General features: G+C 55.0%; 24 protein-coding genes. 17 read left to right on the forward strand and 7 right to left on the reverse strand.

The features are described 5' to 3' along the window. Window positions 1-99: hypothetical protein (locus AKL27_RS27565; protein ID WP_157056802.1), on the reverse strand; the 99-nt coding region annotated here is incomplete at its 3' end. Window positions 100-502: 403 nt separating this feature from the next. Between AKL27_RS27565 and AKL27_RS05200 the strand changes: the two genes are divergently transcribed. The 10 genes from AKL27_RS05200 (at window position 503) to bfr (ending at window position 6450) form a co-directional block, all read left to right on the forward strand. Beyond that, the gene (locus tag AKL27_RS05200) at window positions 503-994 is read left to right on the forward strand and encodes an NUDIX hydrolase (RefSeq protein ID WP_050461734.1); all 492 of its coding nucleotides are present in this window, start codon (window positions 503-505) and stop codon (window positions 992-994) included. Further along, window positions 987-2084, forward strand: coding sequence for a tRNA 2-thiouridine(34) synthase MnmA (gene mnmA, locus AKL27_RS05205; protein WP_050461735.1), 1098 nt, complete (start codon window positions 987-989; stop codon window positions 2082-2084). Before AKL27_RS05200 ends, mnmA begins: the two co-directional genes overlap by 8 nt. Before the next feature lie 181 nt (window positions 2085-2265). Continuing rightward, window positions 2266-2454 carry a hemin uptake protein HemP gene (hemP, locus tag AKL27_RS05210; RefSeq protein ID WP_050461736.1) on the forward strand — a complete coding sequence of 63 codons (189 nt, stop codon included), beginning with the start codon at window positions 2266-2268 and terminating at the stop codon, window positions 2452-2454. Window positions 2455-2553: 99 nt separating this feature from the next. Beyond that, complete coding sequence (locus AKL27_RS05215; RefSeq protein ID WP_050461737.1) at window positions 2554-2874, forward strand: hypothetical protein; 321 nt, start codon at window positions 2554-2556, stop codon at window positions 2872-2874. A 30-nt stretch (window positions 2875-2904) separates the two neighbouring features. Next, window positions 2905-3123 (forward strand): (2Fe-2S)-binding protein, encoded by a 219-nt coding sequence (locus AKL27_RS27045; protein ID WP_083438882.1) that lies wholly within the window; start codon window positions 2905-2907, stop codon window positions 3121-3123. 15 nt (window positions 3124-3138) lie between these two features. Next, complete coding sequence (locus tag AKL27_RS05220; RefSeq protein WP_050461738.1) at window positions 3139-3837, forward strand: energy transducer TonB; 699 nt, start codon at window positions 3139-3141, stop codon at window positions 3835-3837. 20 nt (window positions 3838-3857) lie between these two features. Continuing rightward, complete coding sequence (locus tag AKL27_RS05225; protein WP_050461739.1) at window positions 3858-4589, forward strand: MotA/TolQ/ExbB proton channel family protein; 732 nt, start codon at window positions 3858-3860, stop codon at window positions 4587-4589. After that, window positions 4589-5005: an ExbD/TolR family protein gene (locus tag AKL27_RS05230; protein ID WP_050461740.1), complete on the forward strand. Its 417-nt coding sequence runs from the start codon at window positions 4589-4591 to the stop codon at window positions 5003-5005. The genes AKL27_RS05225 and AKL27_RS05230 overlap by 1 nt, the downstream gene beginning before the upstream one ends. Window positions 5006-5119: 114 nt before the next feature. Further along, entirely contained in the window at window positions 5120-5803 is a 684-nt protein-coding gene (locus AKL27_RS05235; RefSeq protein ID WP_050461741.1) for a Fe2+-dependent dioxygenase, read from the forward strand. Window positions 5804-5976: 173 nt separating this feature from the next. Further along, complete coding sequence (gene bfr / locus AKL27_RS05240) at window positions 5977-6450, forward strand: bacterioferritin (protein WP_050461742.1); 474 nt, start codon at window positions 5977-5979, stop codon at window positions 6448-6450. Window positions 6451-6600: 150 nt separating this feature from the next. Here the strand turns inward: bfr and AKL27_RS05245 are convergent, their stop codons facing one another. Then, window positions 6601-7209, reverse strand: a complete 609-nt coding sequence (locus AKL27_RS05245; RefSeq protein ID WP_050461743.1) for a glutathione S-transferase family protein — start codon at window positions 7207-7209, stop codon at window positions 6601-6603. 204 nt (window positions 7210-7413) lie between these two features. Between AKL27_RS05245 and purB the strand changes: the two genes are divergently transcribed. From purB to AKL27_RS05275, 6 genes are all read left to right on the forward strand, one after another. Next, window positions 7414-8781: an adenylosuccinate lyase gene (gene purB, locus AKL27_RS05250; protein WP_050461744.1), complete on the forward strand. Its 1368-nt coding sequence runs from the start codon at window positions 7414-7416 to the stop codon at window positions 8779-8781. Window positions 8782-8853: 72 nt separating this feature from the next. Further along, on the forward strand, window positions 8854-9378 hold the full coding sequence (locus AKL27_RS05255) for a cytochrome b (protein ID WP_050461745.1): 525 nt from the start codon (window positions 8854-8856) through the stop codon (window positions 9376-9378). 22 nt (window positions 9379-9400) lie between these two features. Continuing rightward, window positions 9401-9982 (forward strand): YceI family protein, encoded by a 582-nt coding sequence (locus AKL27_RS05260; protein WP_050461746.1) that lies wholly within the window; start codon window positions 9401-9403, stop codon window positions 9980-9982. A gap of 37 nt (window positions 9983-10019) precedes the next feature. Next, window positions 10020-10595: a YceI family protein gene (locus AKL27_RS05265; RefSeq protein WP_050461747.1), complete on the forward strand. Its 576-nt coding sequence runs from the start codon at window positions 10020-10022 to the stop codon at window positions 10593-10595. A 172-nt stretch (window positions 10596-10767) separates the two neighbouring features. Then, window positions 10768-11403 carry a pyridoxamine 5'-phosphate oxidase gene (gene pdxH / locus AKL27_RS05270; RefSeq protein ID WP_050461748.1) on the forward strand — a complete coding sequence of 212 codons (636 nt, stop codon included), beginning with the start codon at window positions 10768-10770 and terminating at the stop codon, window positions 11401-11403. Between the two features lie 50 nt (window positions 11404-11453). Then, window positions 11454-12665, forward strand: coding sequence for an SAM-dependent methyltransferase (locus tag AKL27_RS05275; protein ID WP_050461749.1), 1212 nt, complete (start codon window positions 11454-11456; stop codon window positions 12663-12665). 9 nt (window positions 12666-12674) lie between these two features. Here AKL27_RS05275 and msrA read toward each other — a convergent pair whose 3' ends face one another. Continuing rightward, window positions 12675-13208: a peptide-methionine (S)-S-oxide reductase MsrA gene (msrA, locus tag AKL27_RS05280; protein WP_050461750.1), complete on the reverse strand. Its 534-nt coding sequence runs from the start codon at window positions 13206-13208 to the stop codon at window positions 12675-12677. A 283-nt stretch (window positions 13209-13491) separates the two neighbouring features. Here msrA and AKL27_RS05285 point away from each other — a divergent pair, with 283 nt between their 5' ends. Next, window positions 13492-14007: a flavin reductase family protein gene (locus tag AKL27_RS05285; protein ID WP_050461751.1), complete on the forward strand. Its 516-nt coding sequence runs from the start codon at window positions 13492-13494 to the stop codon at window positions 14005-14007. Window positions 14008-14101: 94 nt separating this feature from the next. Here AKL27_RS05285 and AKL27_RS05290 read toward each other — a convergent pair whose 3' ends face one another. The 4 genes from AKL27_RS05290 to purE form a co-directional block, all read right to left on the reverse strand. Further along, the gene (locus tag AKL27_RS05290; protein ID WP_050461752.1) at window positions 14102-14842 is read right to left on the reverse strand and encodes an OmpW/AlkL family protein; all 741 of its coding nucleotides are present in this window, start codon (window positions 14840-14842) and stop codon (window positions 14102-14104) included. Between the two features lie 260 nt (window positions 14843-15102). Further along, window positions 15103-16125, reverse strand: a complete 1023-nt coding sequence (locus tag AKL27_RS05295; RefSeq protein ID WP_050461753.1) for an L-threonylcarbamoyladenylate synthase — start codon at window positions 16123-16125, stop codon at window positions 15103-15105. Window positions 16126-16134: 9 nt separating this feature from the next. Next, the gene (locus tag AKL27_RS05300; protein ID WP_050461754.1) at window positions 16135-17340 is read right to left on the reverse strand and encodes a 5-(carboxyamino)imidazole ribonucleotide synthase; all 1206 of its coding nucleotides are present in this window, start codon (window positions 17338-17340) and stop codon (window positions 16135-16137) included. Next, complete coding sequence (purE, locus tag AKL27_RS05305) at window positions 17337-17843, reverse strand: 5-(carboxyamino)imidazole ribonucleotide mutase (protein ID WP_050461755.1); 507 nt, start codon at window positions 17841-17843, stop codon at window positions 17337-17339. Before purE ends, AKL27_RS05300 begins: the two co-directional genes overlap by 4 nt. Window position 17844 lies beyond the last annotated feature (1 nt).

Here is a 17844-nt window from a genome sequence, read left to right on the forward strand (position 1 = left end):
AATTTCGTGCCTGGCAGCGATAAGTTTCTTCACGGTTTCCGGGGTTGCTGCTACGCGTGTCTCTCCCTCCCGACTTTCCATTGGGATGCCTAACCTCATTCAGAGCTCCTATAGTTGTAAATTCTTACCGGAATCTTACACGTAAAATTTAAATATAAACAACTTTGCACATTTTCAGTGCATGCCAACAATCCACAAAATCTGGCTTACGCCTGAAGCAATTCAGCGTCCACGGTAAAATGCGAACTGTCTGGCGCCAGTATCAGCCAGGAACGCGCAAAAAGGAATAGCCTGTTCGGACGTATCAGCGGCCACCGGGCCGGCCCGCAACGGTTTTCACCCGCATGATGTAAAGACCCGGCGACAATTCGGGCAGGCGATCCGGCTGCCGCAAAAGCGATGCGGAATCACCTGCCACGGCAAGATCGCCCGGACAAATCGCTCCGCGATGACTGGCTCAGCCCCGACCACACCCGGCTTACTCTGGAAATACAGGATTTAGATGACCACTGATGTTTGGAAACCCTCTGTCACGGTGGCGGCAATCATAGAACGTGACGGCCGCTTCCTGATGATTGAAGAGCACGCCGGCGATGGCTTGCGCCTCAATCAGCCCGCCGGCCATCTGGAACAGGGCGAATCGCTGATACAGGCCGTGATTCGCGAAACAATGGAGGAATCGGCGCATGATTTCACGCCGACCGCGCTGGTCGGGATGTATATGTCACGCAACGTGTCCTCTTCCCGCGCCACGCCCGAGGCGACCTATTTGCGCTTTGCGTTTGCCGGCGTGCTTGGCCAGCGCCATGAGCGTGCCCTGGACGAAGGTATCGTGCGTACGCTCTGGATGTCACGTGACGAACTGGCCGCCTGCCCCCATTTGCATCGCAGCCCGCTGGTCCTGCAATGCGTGGATGACTATATCAACGGTCAGCGTGCGCCGCTGACCCTGCTCTATACAGCTTCAAATGTAAACGGATCCATTCATGACTAAAAAACGCGTCGTCATCGGCATGTCAGGAGGCGTCGACTCCTCGGTATCAGCCTGGTTGCTGAAAGAACAAGGCTACGAAGTCATCGGTCTCTTCATGAAAAACTGGGAAGACGATGACGATTCCGATTATTGCTCTACCCGCCAGGACTGGATTGATGCCGTCAGCGTGGCAGATGTGGTCGGTGTCGACATCGAAGCCGTCAACTTCGCTGCCGAGTACAAAGACCGGGTATTCGCCGAATTTCTGCGCGAGTACCAGGCTGGCCGTACACCCAATCCGGATGTACTGTGCAATGCCGAAATCAAATTCAAGGCATTCCTCGATCACGCCATCAAGCTGGGCGCAGATCTGATTGCAACCGGCCACTATGCACGCGTACGCGAAAATCCGGCAGGGAACTTCGAATTATTGAAAGCCGTGGATGCCAGCAAGGACCAGAGCTACTTTTTGCACCGCTTGAACCAGGCCCAATTATCGAAGACGTTATTTCCCCTTGGGAATATTCAAAAAACCGAGGTCCGGAAAATTGCCGAGCAGTTGCAATTACCCAATGCAGCAAAGAAAGATTCCACCGGCATCTGCTTTATCGGAGAGCGTCCCTTCCGTGAATTCCTGAATCGTTATCTGTCTTACAAGCCGGGGCCAATGAAAACTGCAGACGGCGAAGTTGTCGGCGAGCATGTCGGCCTCAGCTTTTACACGCTGGGCCAGCGCAAAGGCATTGGTCTGGGCGGCATCAAATCGCATCAGAACGCTGACGGCAACAGCGCCCCCTGGTATGTGGCGCGCAAGGATGTGGAAAACAATACGCTCTATATCGTGCAGGGACATCAGCATCCATGGTTGCTGTCGCCAACGCTCAACGCCAGTCAGGTCAGCTGGATTTCCGGGCAAGCACCGCAAATTGCTGAACTGTCGGCCAAAACCCGTTACCGGCAAGCAGACGTCGACTGCACGTTCAGTGCCACTGACAACGAACATTTCAGTCTGCATTTCGACACCCCGCAATGGGCAGTCACACCCGGCCAGTCAGCCGTACTGTATCAAGGCGATGTGTGTCTCGGTGGCGGGATTATCGGGTCCGTCTGATGCCTCATGGCAAAGCAAAACGCCCCGCTGGCCGGGGCGTTTTGCTGTCTTCGCAACAGCAACGGGGAATTGTCGCAACCGGATACAAAAGAGATCGCAACAAATCATAAAAGGACTTGCAATCTGCTGGCAAATGATGAATAATCTAAATAAGAATTGTTCGCATTTACTAGGAGGTGTCATGAGCCAACTGATCGAGCACGGAATGGATCGTCGCAATAAACCGGCAACTGCTGCCAACGGCGCTCCGATTACTCGCATTAAAAGTCAGGACTTGTTCCGACAGATGCGTGAACTGGAAATTGACCACGGCGGTCGCATTTACAAACTACGCCTGACGCAATTGAACAAACTCATCTTGACAGCGTGATTCAAAAAACGCACAAGAGCGATGAACAACCAGCCAGCCCACGGTAATGCCACCGCGTTACGTGTTAGCCAGCCGAGCTAGCCGATTTAGGAGAGTTTGATGGTTACCGACAAGATGGATTCTGCTTTCGTAGAACCAAATAACGCGCCGGCACAGCCTGAGCTGCTGGTATCAGCAGTACTGCATTTGATGTCTCACTATACCGCCAGCAATCAGGAAACCAAAAGCTGCGTCAAATTGGCGTCAGTCATTGAGCGCCACCTGAAAGCATTGGCCGATCTGCCCAACCTTGCTCCCGTTTTGCGGGCAACGTGTCAGCAGCTCTCGGAACAATGGGCGACCGTAGTGGAACGAACGATGCCGCAACCTGAAAAATTCAACCTGATTGCTCGCATAGTTTCTGGTGCGAGATCCATTTAAGGCCCAGGGCACCGGGCGGCAAGGCGTACAATGATCGTATGTGTTTGTAATAATATCTCGGAAGGCAAAATTCATCGGGCTGTCGATGCAGGAATGACAACGATGACTGAATTACGCAAAGAGCTGGGTATTGGGACATCCTGCGGGAAGTGCCATACTTGTGCCAAACACGTTCTGCGTGAGTGCCTCCACAACAATACAACACGAAACGCAGCGCAACCGATGGTGTTTCACGCCATGGTTGCGTAAGTTGACCATACATTCATGAACGCCATATCGTCGTCTTATATGAGTAGCCCGACTGCCGCCATCTGGCAACAAGCCAGAAAAATTGGTCCCCTCGGATTCATCATTTTGCTGCACATAGCTTTTTTCTATGCACTGCAAAGTGGTTTGATTCATCAATTCACTAGCGCCCTCCCGAAGGAGGTTTTCGCTACGTTCATCACACCTGAAAAAGCTCCGGAGCCAGCACCGCCCAAAGCGGAACCTGCGCCACCCAAAGTTGTTCCAGTCGTCAAGAAATCGGTAACGCCACCGCCGCCAATCCCTGTAACGGCAGCACCAGCGCCAACCGCAATCTCCGCACCGCCGTCGCCGCCGCAACCGGCTGATCCGTCACCGCCGGCCGCAGCGCCCGCCGCCGCACCGGCTGCGCCACCGGGACCAGTATTGCCGAAGCAGATTACTTCGGGCATCGAATACATCGAAGCACCACGTGTAACCTACCCTGCCGTTTCCAAGCGGATGGGAGAAGAAGGTGTCGTGCAGTTCAAAGTACTGGTCAATACCAAAGGCCGCGCCGAACAGGTTGACATCATCAAGACTTCCGGATCCTCGCGACTCGACGACGAAGCACGTCGTGCGGTCATGCGGGCCATCTTCAAACCCTACATCGAAGACGGCAAAGCCATTGTCGTGTCGACTACCGGCTCCATCGTTTTCAAGCTAGATCATTCTTAACAGTTACTGAGGAAATTATCATGGAAGTAAGTCCATACGGATTAGAGAGCCTGTGGGCTCAGGGCGACTTTGTCACCAAGGGCGTAGCAGTATTGCTGGTAGCGATGTCAATCGCATCCTGGTATGTGATCGTGACGAAAGCACTGCAATTGCTGCGCTTTCAACGCGCTTCGCATGCTGCCGGTCACGCATTCTGGGATACCACCAGCCTGCCTGAAGGCATTGCCACACTGGGCACCGACAATCCTTTTGCCGAAGTGGCAAAGGCCGGCGCCACCTCGATGAGTCACCACACTGCACACAAGGGTCATCTGCATGACCAGTTGTCGGTGAGCGACTGGGTTACGCTGTCGCTGCGTCAAGCCATCGATGAAGCATCGGGCAAACTGCAGGCAGGCATGGCAGTGCTGGCTTCGGTCGGCTCCACTGCACCGTTCGTCGGTTTGTTTGGCACCGTCTGGGGCATCTATCATGCACTGGTATCGATCGGCACATCCGGTCAGGCCAGCATCGACAAGGTTGCCGGTCCGGTGGGTGAAGCGCTGATCATGACTGCGCTCGGTCTGGCCGTCGCGATTCCTGCGACCTTTGGCTACAACGCGCTGGTACGCGGCAACAAGACGACCATCGCCAAACTGAACAAATTCGGTTTCGACCTGCATGCATTGTTCGTCACCGGCTCCCGCGCCGATTCCGACAACTCTGACAAAGGCACCAAGAATACCAAGCTGACAGCGGTCGGAGGCGTGTAATGGCAATGGGTTCACTGTCCGATTCGGACGACGACTTCAATCCCGAGATCAACACCACGCCACTGGTTGACGTGATGCTGGTGTTGCTGATCATTTTCATCATCACGATTCCCGTCATGAATCATGCCGTGAAAATCGATTTGCCGCGGGCCACCAACCAGCCAGATGAAACCAAGCCGCAGAACATCAATTTGTCGATTGATGCTGATGGCAAGATTTTCTGGAACGAAGAACAGATCGACAATAATCAGCTCACCATGCGCATCACGGAAGCGGCAAAAAAAGAGCCGCAACCTGAATTGCATTTGCGCGCGGAACGCACCACGCAATACGAAAAAGTAGCGCAAGTCATGGCTGCGGCACAATCCGGCGGTCTTTCCAAGATCGGTTTCGTTACCGACCCGCAGGCGAAGTAAGCAACTCACCGTGCAGTTCCACACTGCATCGCACGACACAAAGCCTTCACTCAATACCGGTGAAGGCTTTGTTCTTTCCACAGCAACGCTTGATACTTTCCCGGCGAGATACCGATGCTATTACATGTTCCCCAAGTTCTGACGGCCGAAGCACTCGAACGTTGCCGGACGCTGCTCACAACCGCCGAATGGGCCGATGGACGGGTCACGGCCGGTTCGCAATCAGGTCAGGTGAAAAACAACCGCCAGTTGCCGGAAAATTCTGCGGCGGCACGCGAAGCGGGCGCACTGGTACTGGACGGGCTCAATAAAAGTCCGATGTTCCTGACAGGCGCACTTCCTAAAAAAATCTATCCGCCGCTGTTCAATCGTTATGACGGTGATGCCAACGCGTTCGGCAATCATATCGATAACGCCATGCGCCATTCGGCCCAGAGCGGTCAATGGATACGCACCGACCTGTCGGCAACCCTGTTCCTGGCCAATCCCGATGAGTACGACGGCGGCGAGCTGATCGTCGAAGACACATTCGGTACGCAATCGATCAAATTGCCGGCCGGCGATCTGATTCTTTACCCTTCATCAAGTGTCCATCGCGTGGAAGCCGTCACGCGCGGTGCGCGGCTTGCCTCGTTCTTCTGGATTGAGAGCATGATTCGCGACGACGCCCAACGCCGCCTGCTGTTCAATCTGGACATGTCCATTCTGGCGATCCGCGAAAAGGATGGCGATACTGCACCGGCCGTGCAACTGACCGGCTGTTATCACAACTTGCTGCGGATGTGGGCAGATGCCTGATTGATAGGAGCCGTTGCCTCAAAATAAAGGTAAGAATGATTCGCGCTAATTAATAGTGATGGATGGAATTGCTTGCGTTATGATGCGTTCGCTAAACAATGTCGGCGAACGCAACGTGATTTCTGCATGCCCCCGGGCCGACAATCTTCTACTCACCAAATTCAGAGGCCCCTATGAAAGGCGATCCAGCAGTCATCAAGTTGCTCAATGCACAATTGACCAACGAACTCACTGCCATCAACCAATATTTTTTGCACGCCCGCATGTACAAGCACTGGGGCTTCGAAAAGATTGCGAAAAAAGAGTACGCAGAATCGATCGGTGAAATGAAACACGCCGACAAGCTCATCGACCGCATCCTGATGCTTGATGGCTTGCCAAATCTGCAAGCGCTGCACAAACTGATGATCGGCGAAAATACGGCAGAAATGCTGGAATGCGATCTGAAGCTGGAAAAGGCTGCGCACAAGACCGTCAAGGAAGGTATTGCCACTTGCGAACAGCATGGCGATTACGTTTCGCGCGAACTGTTCCAGTACATCCTGGACGATACCGAAGAACATATCGACTGGCTGGAAACCCAGCTTGATCTGATCGGCAAGATCGGTATCCAGAATTATCTGCAGACCCAAATCATCGAAGAATAATTCTCTGCTCTTGAACGGCGCGGATGCGCCGTGCGAAGCAAGCGGCAACACCAATAAAAAAGCGCGGCCTGCGAAGGTCGCGCTTTTTTATTGGTGCCCCGCGAAAGCGGGTAACTCTGCCAGAACCGGTATACACCGGTGCCGGCGTGATTACTGCGGGAAGGTATCCTTGAACGACGGCCGCTCCGACAATTTATCGAACAGCTTCGCCAGAGTCGGGTAATCCTCGCGCCAGGCGAGATCCGGGAAACGGAAATTGAGCCAGCCGAGAGCACAGCCGACGGCCACATCTGCCAGCGTGTAGTGATTACCGACGCAAAAAGGTTTCTCGCCGAGACCGACCGACATGGCTTTCAGCGAGGCTTCCACTTTGCTCCACTGACGCTTGATCCACTCCGGACTTTGTTGCTTGGAGGGACGCTGCGTCTTTTCCAGACGCACCAGCACCGCCGCATCAAGCAAGCCATCTGCCAGCGCTTCCCAGCATTTCACTTCGGCCCGCTCGCGTCCGTTGGCGGGAATCAGCTTGCCGACCGGCGTCAGAATATCCAGATACTCGACGATCACGCGCGAATCGAACATGGCACCGCCATCATCCATCATCAGGCATGGCACCTTGCCCAGCGGATTCGACTGTTGAATCGTTGTACCCTCGCTCCAGACATCTTCCAGAACAAGCTCATAATCAATCTTTTTTTCCGCCATGACGACGCGGACTTTGCGGACGTAAGGACTTCCCAGTGAGGCAATTAGTTTCATAGCATTTATAGTAATAATCCGAGCCGATTATAGCATCCGCCTTTTCCGCAAAACCTTTGCATGGATGCTAAAAACCCAGTCTTCACGCGATCCCGGGCAGACCGTTGCGCCAATGGTAAAATCGCCTCCTGAACGCGATTCTGCACGCTTAGCAATAAGTTAAGCACAATCTTCACTCAACGACTTTTCTTCTCCTTCATCATCATGGCCCTTTCCGCCCTCTCCGCCCTGTCCCCTCTTGATGGTCGCTATGCCGCCAAAACCGACAAATTGCGTCCCATTTTGTCAGAAGCAGGCTTCATGCACCATCGCGTAAAGGTCGAAATTGCCTGGCTGCAAGCATTGGCAACCGCCGGCTTCGCTGAAATCAAGCCATTTTCTGCCGCCGCCGGTGCTTTGCTCGACCAGTTGGCAAGCGATTTCACGGAAGCCGATGCTGCCCGCATCAAGGAAATCGAAGCAGTCACCAACCATGATGTCAAAGCGGTTGAGTACTGGCTCAAGGAAAAAGTCAAAGATGTGCCGGAACTGGTGGCAGCATCGGAATTCATCCACTTTGCCTGCACCTCCGAAGATATCAACAACACCTCGCATGGCATGATGCTCAAGTCAGCGCGCGACAGCGTCTTGCTGCCGGCACTGCAAAGCGTCATTGCCCGCCTGACCGATCTGGCGCATGAACATGCCGCCGTGCCGATGCTGTCGCGCACGCACGGCCAACCGGCCAGCCCGACCACGCTCGGCAAGGAAATCGCCAACGTCGTCGCCCGCCTGCAACGTGCCATCAAGCGCATCGCCGATGTCGAAATTCTGGGCAAGATGAATGGCGCCGTCGGTAATTACAACGCACACTTGTCGGCCTACCCTGAAACCGACTGGGCAGCGTTTTCCAAGGCCGTGATCGAACAGCGCCTGGGTCTGACCTTCAATCCCTACACCATTCAGATTGAACCGCATGACTACATGGCAGAACTGTTTGACGCCATTGCCCGCACCAATACCATCCTGTTGGACTTGAACCGCGACATCTGGGGCTATATCTCGCTGGGTTATTTCAAGCAACGCACCAAAGCCGGCGAAATCGGTTCGTCGACCATGCCGCACAAGGTCAATCCAATCGACTTCGAAAACTCCGAAGGCAATCTGGGCATGGCCAACGCGGTACTCAAGCATTTGTCGGAAAAATTGCCGGTATCGCGCTGGCAGCGGGATCTGACTGATTCCACCGTCCTGCGCAACATCGGCGTCGCCTTCGGTTACGCGATCCTGTCTTACGACAGTTGCCTGCGCGGCCTCAACAAGCTGGAAATCAACCCGGCGCGTCTGGCCGAAGACCTCGATGCAACCTGGGAAGTGCTGGCCGAACCGGTACAAACCGTCATGCGCCGTTATGGCATCGAAAACCCGTATGAACAGCTGAAAGAGTTGACGCGCGGCAAAGGCATTTCGAAAGAGGCACTGCGCGACTTCATCAACGGTCTGGCCATTCCGGACACCGCCAAGGCACAGTTGCTGGCGATGACACCAGCCAACTACATCGGACAAGCCATTACGCTGGCCAAAGAAATCTGAATGTAAATTGAGTCCGGGCGGAAACCAATTCCGCCCGGACAGCTCCAACGCCCAACAACAATTCTTCAGGCCATGGAACGCTATACAAAAACTGCCATTTCGCTGCACTGGCTGACCGCGCTGCTGATCATTGCCGCTTTTGCACTCGGCGTCACAATGGTCGATATTCCCGGACTGACACCCACCAAGCTGAAGTACTTTTCCTGGCACAAATGGCTGGGTATCACCGTACTCGGAATCGCCTGCCTGCGCCTTCTGTGGCGTTTGAGTCATCCGGCTCCCGCCTATCCGTTTCAGATGCCGCGCTGGCAGCAAGCCGCCGCACATGCCTTGCATCTGCTGTTGTACTTTCTGATTTTCGCCATCCCGGTTTCCGGCTATCTGTACAGCCTGGCTGCCGGCGTACCGGTGGTCTATCTGGGTGTGGTGCCGTTGCCGGTAATACTGGCACCCAATCCAGAACTGAAGCCCTTGCTCAAGCTCACGCATTACACGCTGAACATGATTTTGCTGGGAGCGGTGATACTGCATGTGCTGGCCGCACTGAAACACCATTTCATCGATCGCGATGGCGTATTCAAACGCATTTTGCCCTGACCCCTATCCACTCGAGGAACTCATGAAAATCCGCTCTGCGTTGTATCGTTCCATTTTTACCGGCGCTGCCGCCGCCTGCCTCAGTCTGTCTGCACTGGCCGCACCGCTCAAGACTGACATCGCCAAAAGCACCGTCACCGTCGTGTTCAAGCAGTTGAATGTGCCGGTGGAAGCCAAATTCAAGAAATTCACGGCCACCATCGACTTCAACAGTGCCCAGCCGGAAAGCTCCAAAGCCAGCGTCGAAATCGACGTGCCGAGTTTCGACCTTGGTGAAGCCGAATACAACAAGGAAGTGCTGAAAAAGGAATGGTTCAATGCGGCCCAGTTTCCCAAGGCCACCTTTGTCGCCAGCAGCATCAAGGCGACTGCGGGCGCGCCTGCCGGCAGCAAGTATGATGTGACGGGCAAACTGACCATCAAAGGCAAGACTGCCGAGGTACGTTTCCCGCTGAGCGTCAAAAAAGAAGGCACTACTCAGGTCTTTGACGGGGCATTGCCAATCAAACGCCTGACCTTCAACATCGGTGAAGGCGAGTGGAAAGATACCAGCATGGTGGCCGACGAAGTCACCATCAAGTTCCATGTCGTGACCACACCCTGAATTTTCCGATAAACGCTTACAACCAAGGATGCACTCAATGAAACTGACTACCGCACTCGCTACTCTCATCATCGCCGGCGCCGTCTCCGCTCCTGCATTTGCAGCAGATACTTATACTATCGATCCAAGCCATACTTATCCAAGTTTCCAGGCCGATCACATGGGTATTTCCTACCTGCGCGGAAAATTCACCAAAACCAGCGGCACCATCGTGCTGGACCGTGCCGCCAAGACCGGCACCATCGACATCGCGATTGATCCGGCATCGATCGATTTTGGCCATGCCAAGCTGAACGACCACGCCAAGTCGCCAGACATGTTTGATGTGGAAAAATTTCCGACCATCACCTACAAGGGCCGCGCCATCAAATTTGATGGTGACAAGCCAGTCTCGGTAGAAGGTGACCTGACCATGCACGGCGTCACCAAGCCGGTCAATCTGGTGATCGAGAAGTTCACCTGCATCCAGCATCCGATGCTCAAACGTGAAGTGTGCGGCGCCGATGCGTCGGCGACCTTCAACCGTGCCGATTTCGGTATCAACTACGGTTTGCCGCGCTTTGCTCCTGAGGTCAAGCTGGCAATTGAAGTTGAAGCACTGAAAACCAACTGATCAGCCATACCCAAAAAAGCCGATGCATATGATGTGCATCGGCTTTTCTTGTTTTAGATCATCTGTCTGATTTCAAAACCCGGCATAATTTTCGTACGTTTTTTGGGGTTTCCTGCAATTTTTCCCAAAACACGCTACTCTAACGCTGGACTTGATTAAGGATCACCGCAGTATGTCGATAGCCGAACTTCGCAAAGATTACAGTCGCGCCAGTCTGTCAGAAGCTGATGTCGCGAGTGATCCGATTGAGCAGTTTTCACGCTGGTTTGACGAAGCCATCAAATCCGAACTCCCCGAACCCAATGCCATGAGCGTGGCTACCGTCGGCAACGATGGCCGGCCCTCATCGCGCATCGTCCTGATCAAGCAGGTGGATGCCAACGGTTTTACCTGGTTTACCAATTACGAGAGCCGCAAGGGACTTGACATCAAAAAACACCCATATGTGGCACTACTGTTCCACTGGGTCGAACTGGAACGTCAGGTACGTATTGAAGGACAGATTGAACGCGTTTCCGCTGCCGAAAGCGACGCCTATTTTGCCAGTCGTCCGCTGCGCAGCCAGCTCGGCGCCATCGCTTCACAACAAAGTCAGCCCATCGCCGACCGCAATCTGCTGGAAACACACTATGCGGCAGCGGAGCAGGAATATGGTTCGCACCCGGTACGGCCGCAACACTGGGGCGGCTACCGGGTGAAACCGGAACGCATCGAATTTTGGCAAGGCCGTCCCTCGCGTCTGCATGACCGTATTTTGTACACACGGACAGCCAACGGCACGTGGGACAGGCAGCGCCTGCAGCCCTGAATTGATACGGGGCACACTACAGCATCACATCACTTGCACGGAGGAAAATCGTGTTTTGGGAAAAGAAGCTAGCAGCCTGGGTAGATGAAATTCGTCACGCATCGGCGTTGCCGTTGCGGCTCGAATTATGGAATGGTCGCCAGTTCGACTTCAGCGACGGTGCGCCACAAGTCACGCTGCGGATACCGGCAGTATCTGCGTTGACCTATTTGTTCAAGCCTTCGCTCTCCAATCTCGGAGAGGCTTATGTGGAAGGCAAGATCGAGGTCGACGGCCCGGTCAAAAGCATCATCAGTGTCGCTAATTCACTGGCGGCAAACACCCTCAAGGCCGAAGGCCGGCTATCCAGAATCTCCCGCTCGATCAAGCACAACAAGGAAAAGGATGCGGAGGCCATTCGTTATCATTACGATGTCTCGAATGACTTCTACAAGTTGTGGCTGGACGAAAACATGGTGTATTCCTGTGCCTATTTCGAAGACGGCACCGAAGACCTGGCAACGGCGCAACTCAAGAAAATCGATCATATCCTGACCAAGATTCAGGTACGCCCGGGCGATACTTTGCTCGATATCGGTTGCGGCTGGGGTGCACTGGTCATTCGTGCGGCACAAAAGTTCGGCGCCAAATGCGTCGGCGTCACGTTATCCGAAAACCAGTTTGCACTGGCGGCGGAGCGCGTCGCCAAAGCAGGCCTGAGCGACCGGGTCGAGATCCGTCTGCAAGACTATCGCGACGTCAACGGCACCTTTGATCGGATCACCAGCGTTGGCATGTTTGAGCACGTCGGGCTGAAGAACCTGCCGATGTATTTTTCCCGTATCAATACCCTGCTGGCCGACGGCGGACTGGTCATGAACCATGGCATTACCACCACCGACATCGAAAACGGCGAGACGCCCTACGGCGGTGGTGAATTCATCGATAAATACGTATTTCCGGCAGGCGAATTGCCGCATATCGGCACGGTGTTGAAAACCATGCAGCAAGGTGGCCTGGAGGCATTTGATGTGGAAAATCTGCGCCGCCATTACGCCAAAACCTGCGGCATCTGGGCCGACAATTTTGAAGCGAAGGCAGATCAGATCAGAAGCATTACCGACGAGAAACGCTATCGTATCTGGCGCGTTTATCTGGCGGGCAGTGCCTATGGCTTTGATCGCGACTGGATTTCGCTGTATCAGGTAATCTGCGGCAAAGCGAATCGCAGCGCCACCGCCCTGCCTTGGTCACGCCGCTATATCTATGATGCCAACGAGTAAGCCGGCGACTCAGTCCGGCTTGCTTTTCTCGGCAAAGACTTCTTTGAACTTGGCCAGTTTCGGCGCGACGACAAAAGCGCAGTAACCCTGGAAAGGATGTTGTGCAAAGTAGTTCTGATGGTAATCCTCAGCCTTGTAGTAGGTTTCTGCTGGGCTGAGTTCCGTCACCACCGGCGCATCCCAGACCAGCGCCATTTCGGCAATGATATGTTTGGCAGTATCGTGCTGAGCCGGAGACTGGGAATAAATCACTGACCGGTATTGCGTGCCGACATCGTTGCCCTGCCGGTTGAGAGTGGTCGGATCGTGAATGGTAAAGAATATTTCCAGAATTTCCCGATAACTGACCTGAGCCGGATCGAATGTCAGTTTGACCACTTCGGCATGACCGGTAGCGCCACCACACACCTGCTCATAGGTCGGTGCCGGAACATGGCCTCCGGTGTATCCCGATTCGACCTGCTGCACGCCCTTCAATTGCTGATAGACCGCCTCAAGGCACCAAAAACACCCGCCACCCAGAACTGCTGTTTCGCTTGTCATGATTTTCCCCTGATTGCTTGTCATACGTGAAACTCTAACGCAAATCTCTTTTTCATGGGCGTAATGTTGGTGCAGTGACACTCGACGCCAGATTGCGGCCGGCTCACCTCACCTTAACATCGTGCTTATGCCGGTCAGCCTGCGGACCGGCAAATTAAATCCGTCCGACAGCCTGACCGATTACGCTTGCATTCACCGGGAAATGGCGCCATCTGTAGTCATGCGCCGTACGATCGGTCATTTTTTCGGCATAATGCATCATTGGTCTGATTCCCCTTCTACTATGTACATACGCACTCCGCGCACCCCGTCAAACGACTTTGATGCGGCGCACTTCAAAAAAGCCTTATCGCAATTTGCCACCGGCGTTACCGTCATCACCACCCGTCTGGCCGATGGCACATTACTGGGGCTGACAGCCAGCTCATTCAACTCGGTGTCGCTGGCACCGCCGCTGGTATTGTGGAGTCTGTCCGACCGCGCCAGCAGCATGCCGGTCTTTTCCGAAAATTCACACTATGTGATCAATATTCTGGGCGCCGGGCAGGCGGCATTGGCGGAACAGTTTGCGCGCAAGACCGGCGACCGTTTCGCCGGTGTCGACTTTACCTTGTCGCGCACCGGCCAGCCGGTTCTCACCGGCGCCTCAGCCTGGTTCGAATGTCATAACCGCAGCCGTTATCCGGAAGGCGATCATGTGATTTTCGTGGGCGAAGTCGAGCATTGCGAAGTGTCGCCGCAAGCAGCGTTGATATTTCATGATGGTGGTTTTGTGCAGACGGCGAAGCTGGAGAAATAGTCGAAATAGTCCTGCCCGCTGCGCAAAACGGACAGACAAAAAAACAAAGCGCCCCGAGGGGCGCTTTGTTTTGCCTGACGCTGAAGTACTGCAATCAGAACTTGTAACCAACGGATAGGAAACTCACGATCGGATCGAGTGTGATACTGGTTTTGTAATTCACAGCCGGAAAGAAATTGCTTGTAGGCGCGGTAGGACGTCCGGTGATTTCAGCATCTGTCTTCAACGGGATATACGAGACCGACAGGCTTACCGACCATTTGTCATCAATGTTATATGTTGCACCGGCATTGATTACCGGTGCCCAAGAAGAGCTCAGCGATGCAGTTGCGGTACCGCCCGTCTTCAGCGACGCTACATTCTGGAATGTCGGCGACAATTCAACATCGGAATACCAAACGTAAGTGACACCGGCGCCTACAAACGGGCGGAACTTGCTATTGGCATCACCGAAGAAATACTTGGCGACGATGGCCGGGCTCCATTGCTTGGCCTTGCCCAGTTCGCCATACTGCGCCAAGTCACCTTGACCGGTCAGCTTGAATTTCGGCGGTATGCCCAGATCCGCTGTTACCGCAATATTGTCGGTAAAGAAGTGGGTCAACGCGATACCCAAGGTATCTGCAGTACCAACCGAGGAATGGCTGTTGGCGTTATAGCCCTTGAGAGGACCGTTCAGGGTCGTCAGACCTTCGCTCGAATCCTGCGGTGCCAGATGAAACCAGCCGACATTGATTACATTGCTGCCAGCGCTTTGCGCCATCACAGGCGCAGCAAAAGCGGCCATGACGGAGAGTGCTGCGATTTTAGGCAAAAGGGAAAATTGTTTGGTCATGTATCGTCTCCAAATGTTGAGGGCATTTGCCCCGGTTTTATAGATTTCAGCCTCAAAATCAAGATCTGTCGCGACTGTATCGTCGCTTGTGCGTCCTCAAGGTAAAGCCTTGCGGTTCCCTTTACACTCTTCAAACAAAAAGAACGTGCGTGCTATTCTTTCGCAGTACTATGCCAGCTTTAAATTGATTTGTATAGACGTGTATTTTTTTCACAACCGCCGTTGTCTGACCGTTGTTTTTTACGAACGAATGGACTTAATCAGGCGGGCAGCAGGCGTTGCAATATGCCACTGGAATCATGCGCGGCGCGGCGCAGGCGATCATTGATGCCCTGCCACTGCGCATCTTGTGGCAATGCCTCCACCACGATCAGATCGGCTCCGGCCTGATCCATGCTGCGCAAGGCGGCATACAGTTGGTAGGCATAGGATGCGGCGTCGGCCGGCATCCGGATCATGGCGGCGGCCGGAATAGCGGTGTTGCAGCGTTGAATCAAGGCTACCTTGTGACCCAGCGCAGCCAGGCGTCGGACGATTTCCGGCAATTCTGCCGGCGCCACCATGGCGACCGGCGTATGCGGTGCATAGTGGGCATCCAGCGTACCTGAAGCGCGCGGAGCGGCGTGATCCGGCGCATTTGGTGCTACCCCCAGCACCGCAGTGATTTGATCGATGCTGATCTGCCCCGGCCGCAGCAAAACAGCGCCATGACTCGCCACGCGCGACAAGTCGACAATCGTTGATTCGATACCCACTTCGCTTTGTCCGCCATCCAGCACATACGCTACCGGGCTGCTGCCTTGCGCGCCGAATTCGTCATAGACGTGTTGTGCATTGGTCGGACTGACATGGCCGAACTTGTTGGCGGAAGGGCCAGCAACGCCGCCCTTGCCGCCCTTGAATTCGCGCAGCAGCGCTTGCGCCACCGGATGCGAAGGACAACGCACGCCAATCGAATCCTGACCGCCGGATACGGCATCGGGAATGTGTGGTGCGCGCTTGAGAATCAGTGTCAGCGGTCCGGGCCAGAACGCGGCAATCAGTGCTTCTGCTTCGGGCGGCACTTCTGCGGCCCAATACCCGATATCGGCTTCGGGCGACACATGCACGATCACCGGATGATTGGCGGGACGTCCCTTGGCAGCATAAATGGCGGCGATGGCGGCGGGATTTTCGGCGTCACCGCCCAAACCGTAAACAGTCTCGGTTGGAAACGCCACCAGCTTGCCTTGCTCCAGTTCGCGGGCCGCCTTGCAGACGGCTGCCTGATCGATATCGCTCATGCCGCTCTCTTATTGCGCAATGCCGAGAATGGTGCAGGCCGCAGCGAACTGCTGTTGCGCTTGTTGCATGCTCTCGGCGACAAAAGTGATATGGCCCATCTTGCGTGCCCGACGCGCTTCGGCTTTGCCATACAGATGCAGATGCGCACCGGGCAAGGCCAGTATTTTTTCCCACGCTGGTTCACGCGCAGCGACACTGTCATCATCAAACCAGACATCGCCAAGAATATTCAGCATCACCGCAAACGAGTGCTGACGCACGTCGCCCAGCGGCAAGCGCGCCATCGCGCGGACCTGCTGTTCAAACTGACTGGTAATGCAGGCATCAATCGAATAGTGGCCGCTGTTATGCGGACGCGGCGCCATTTCATTGACCACCAGCGCGCCGTCTTGCAGCACAAAGAACTCAATGCACAGCACGCCGACATAGTCGAGCCGGGCAATGATGGCGAGTGCAGCATCCTGCGCCTGCTTCGCCGAGGCGGCCGAAACATTCGGACCTGGCACCATGGTCGTGAACAGGATGCCATCGCGATGCACATTCTCGGCAATCGGATACACCACTGCCTGTCCGTCGGCACCGCGTGCCACCAGCACCGACACTTCATAGGCCAGCGGCAGCATTTTTTCCAGAATGCAGGTCACGCCTTGCATGTCGGCGAAAGCACCGCGCACATCCTCAATACTGCGCACGCGGACCTGACCTTTGCCGTCATAACCCATGCGTACCGTTTTCAGAATGCCGGGCAACAACTCAGCCGGTATGGCATCGATATCCGCTGCGGTGGCGATAATTCTGTGCGGCGCCGGTTGCACGCCCGATAGCAGACTGCAATCAGTGAAAAACTGCTTCTCCGCAATCCGGTCTTGCGCAATCGATACGCCGCTCGCGGCCGGCGCCACAAAGGTCTGCTCCGCCAGCGTCGCCAGACTGACGGCCGACACGTTTTCGAATTCGGTCGTCACCGCTGCACACAATCCGCCCAACTGCGCCAGACCATCTTCATCGGTATAGCCGGCATGAATATGCAGATCGGCCACCTGCCCGGCCGGACAATCCTGCTCCGCCTCCAGAACCGCGACTTTAAAACCCAGACTCTGGGCGGCATGTGCAAACATGCGGCCCAACTGGCCGCCTCCCATCACGCCCAGCCAGGTGGCCGGAGTGGTTGACGGGATCGCTGCTGTTTTCAACGGGTGCTGCGTGTTACTCATGACGGCAATTTCATTTCCAGGGCAATTTGTGTTTGTTTTTCGCGGAAGGCCAGCAGTTTTGCGGCCAGCGCGTCATCGGTGACCGCCATCATGGCAATCGCCGACAGCGCCGCATTGGCGGCTCCGGCTTCACCGATGGCATAGGTTGCCACCGGAATGCCCTTGGGCATTTGCACGATGGACAGCAGCGAATCTTCACCGCGCAGGTACTTCGACGGCACCGGCACGCCAAGCACCGGCACAATGGTTTTGGCGGCGATCATGCCCGGCAGATGGGCGGCACCGCCGGCACCGGCAATAATGGCGCGCAAGCCACGCGCACGGGCCTGCTCGGCATAGGCGAACATCTGATCCGGCATCCGGTGGGCAGATACGACCTGCGCTTCATGCGGGATGCCGAACTCTTTCAGAATCGCTACCGCATGCTGCATCACGTCCCAATCAGAGGACGATCCCATCACGACGCCGACCAGCGGCTTGCTCACTGCGTTGTCCTTGCTCATG

It is taken from the genome of Herbaspirillum autotrophicum (assembly GCF_001189915.1).
Classification (GTDB): Bacteria; Pseudomonadota; Gammaproteobacteria; order Burkholderiales; family Burkholderiaceae_D; genus Herbaspirillum; species Herbaspirillum autotrophicum.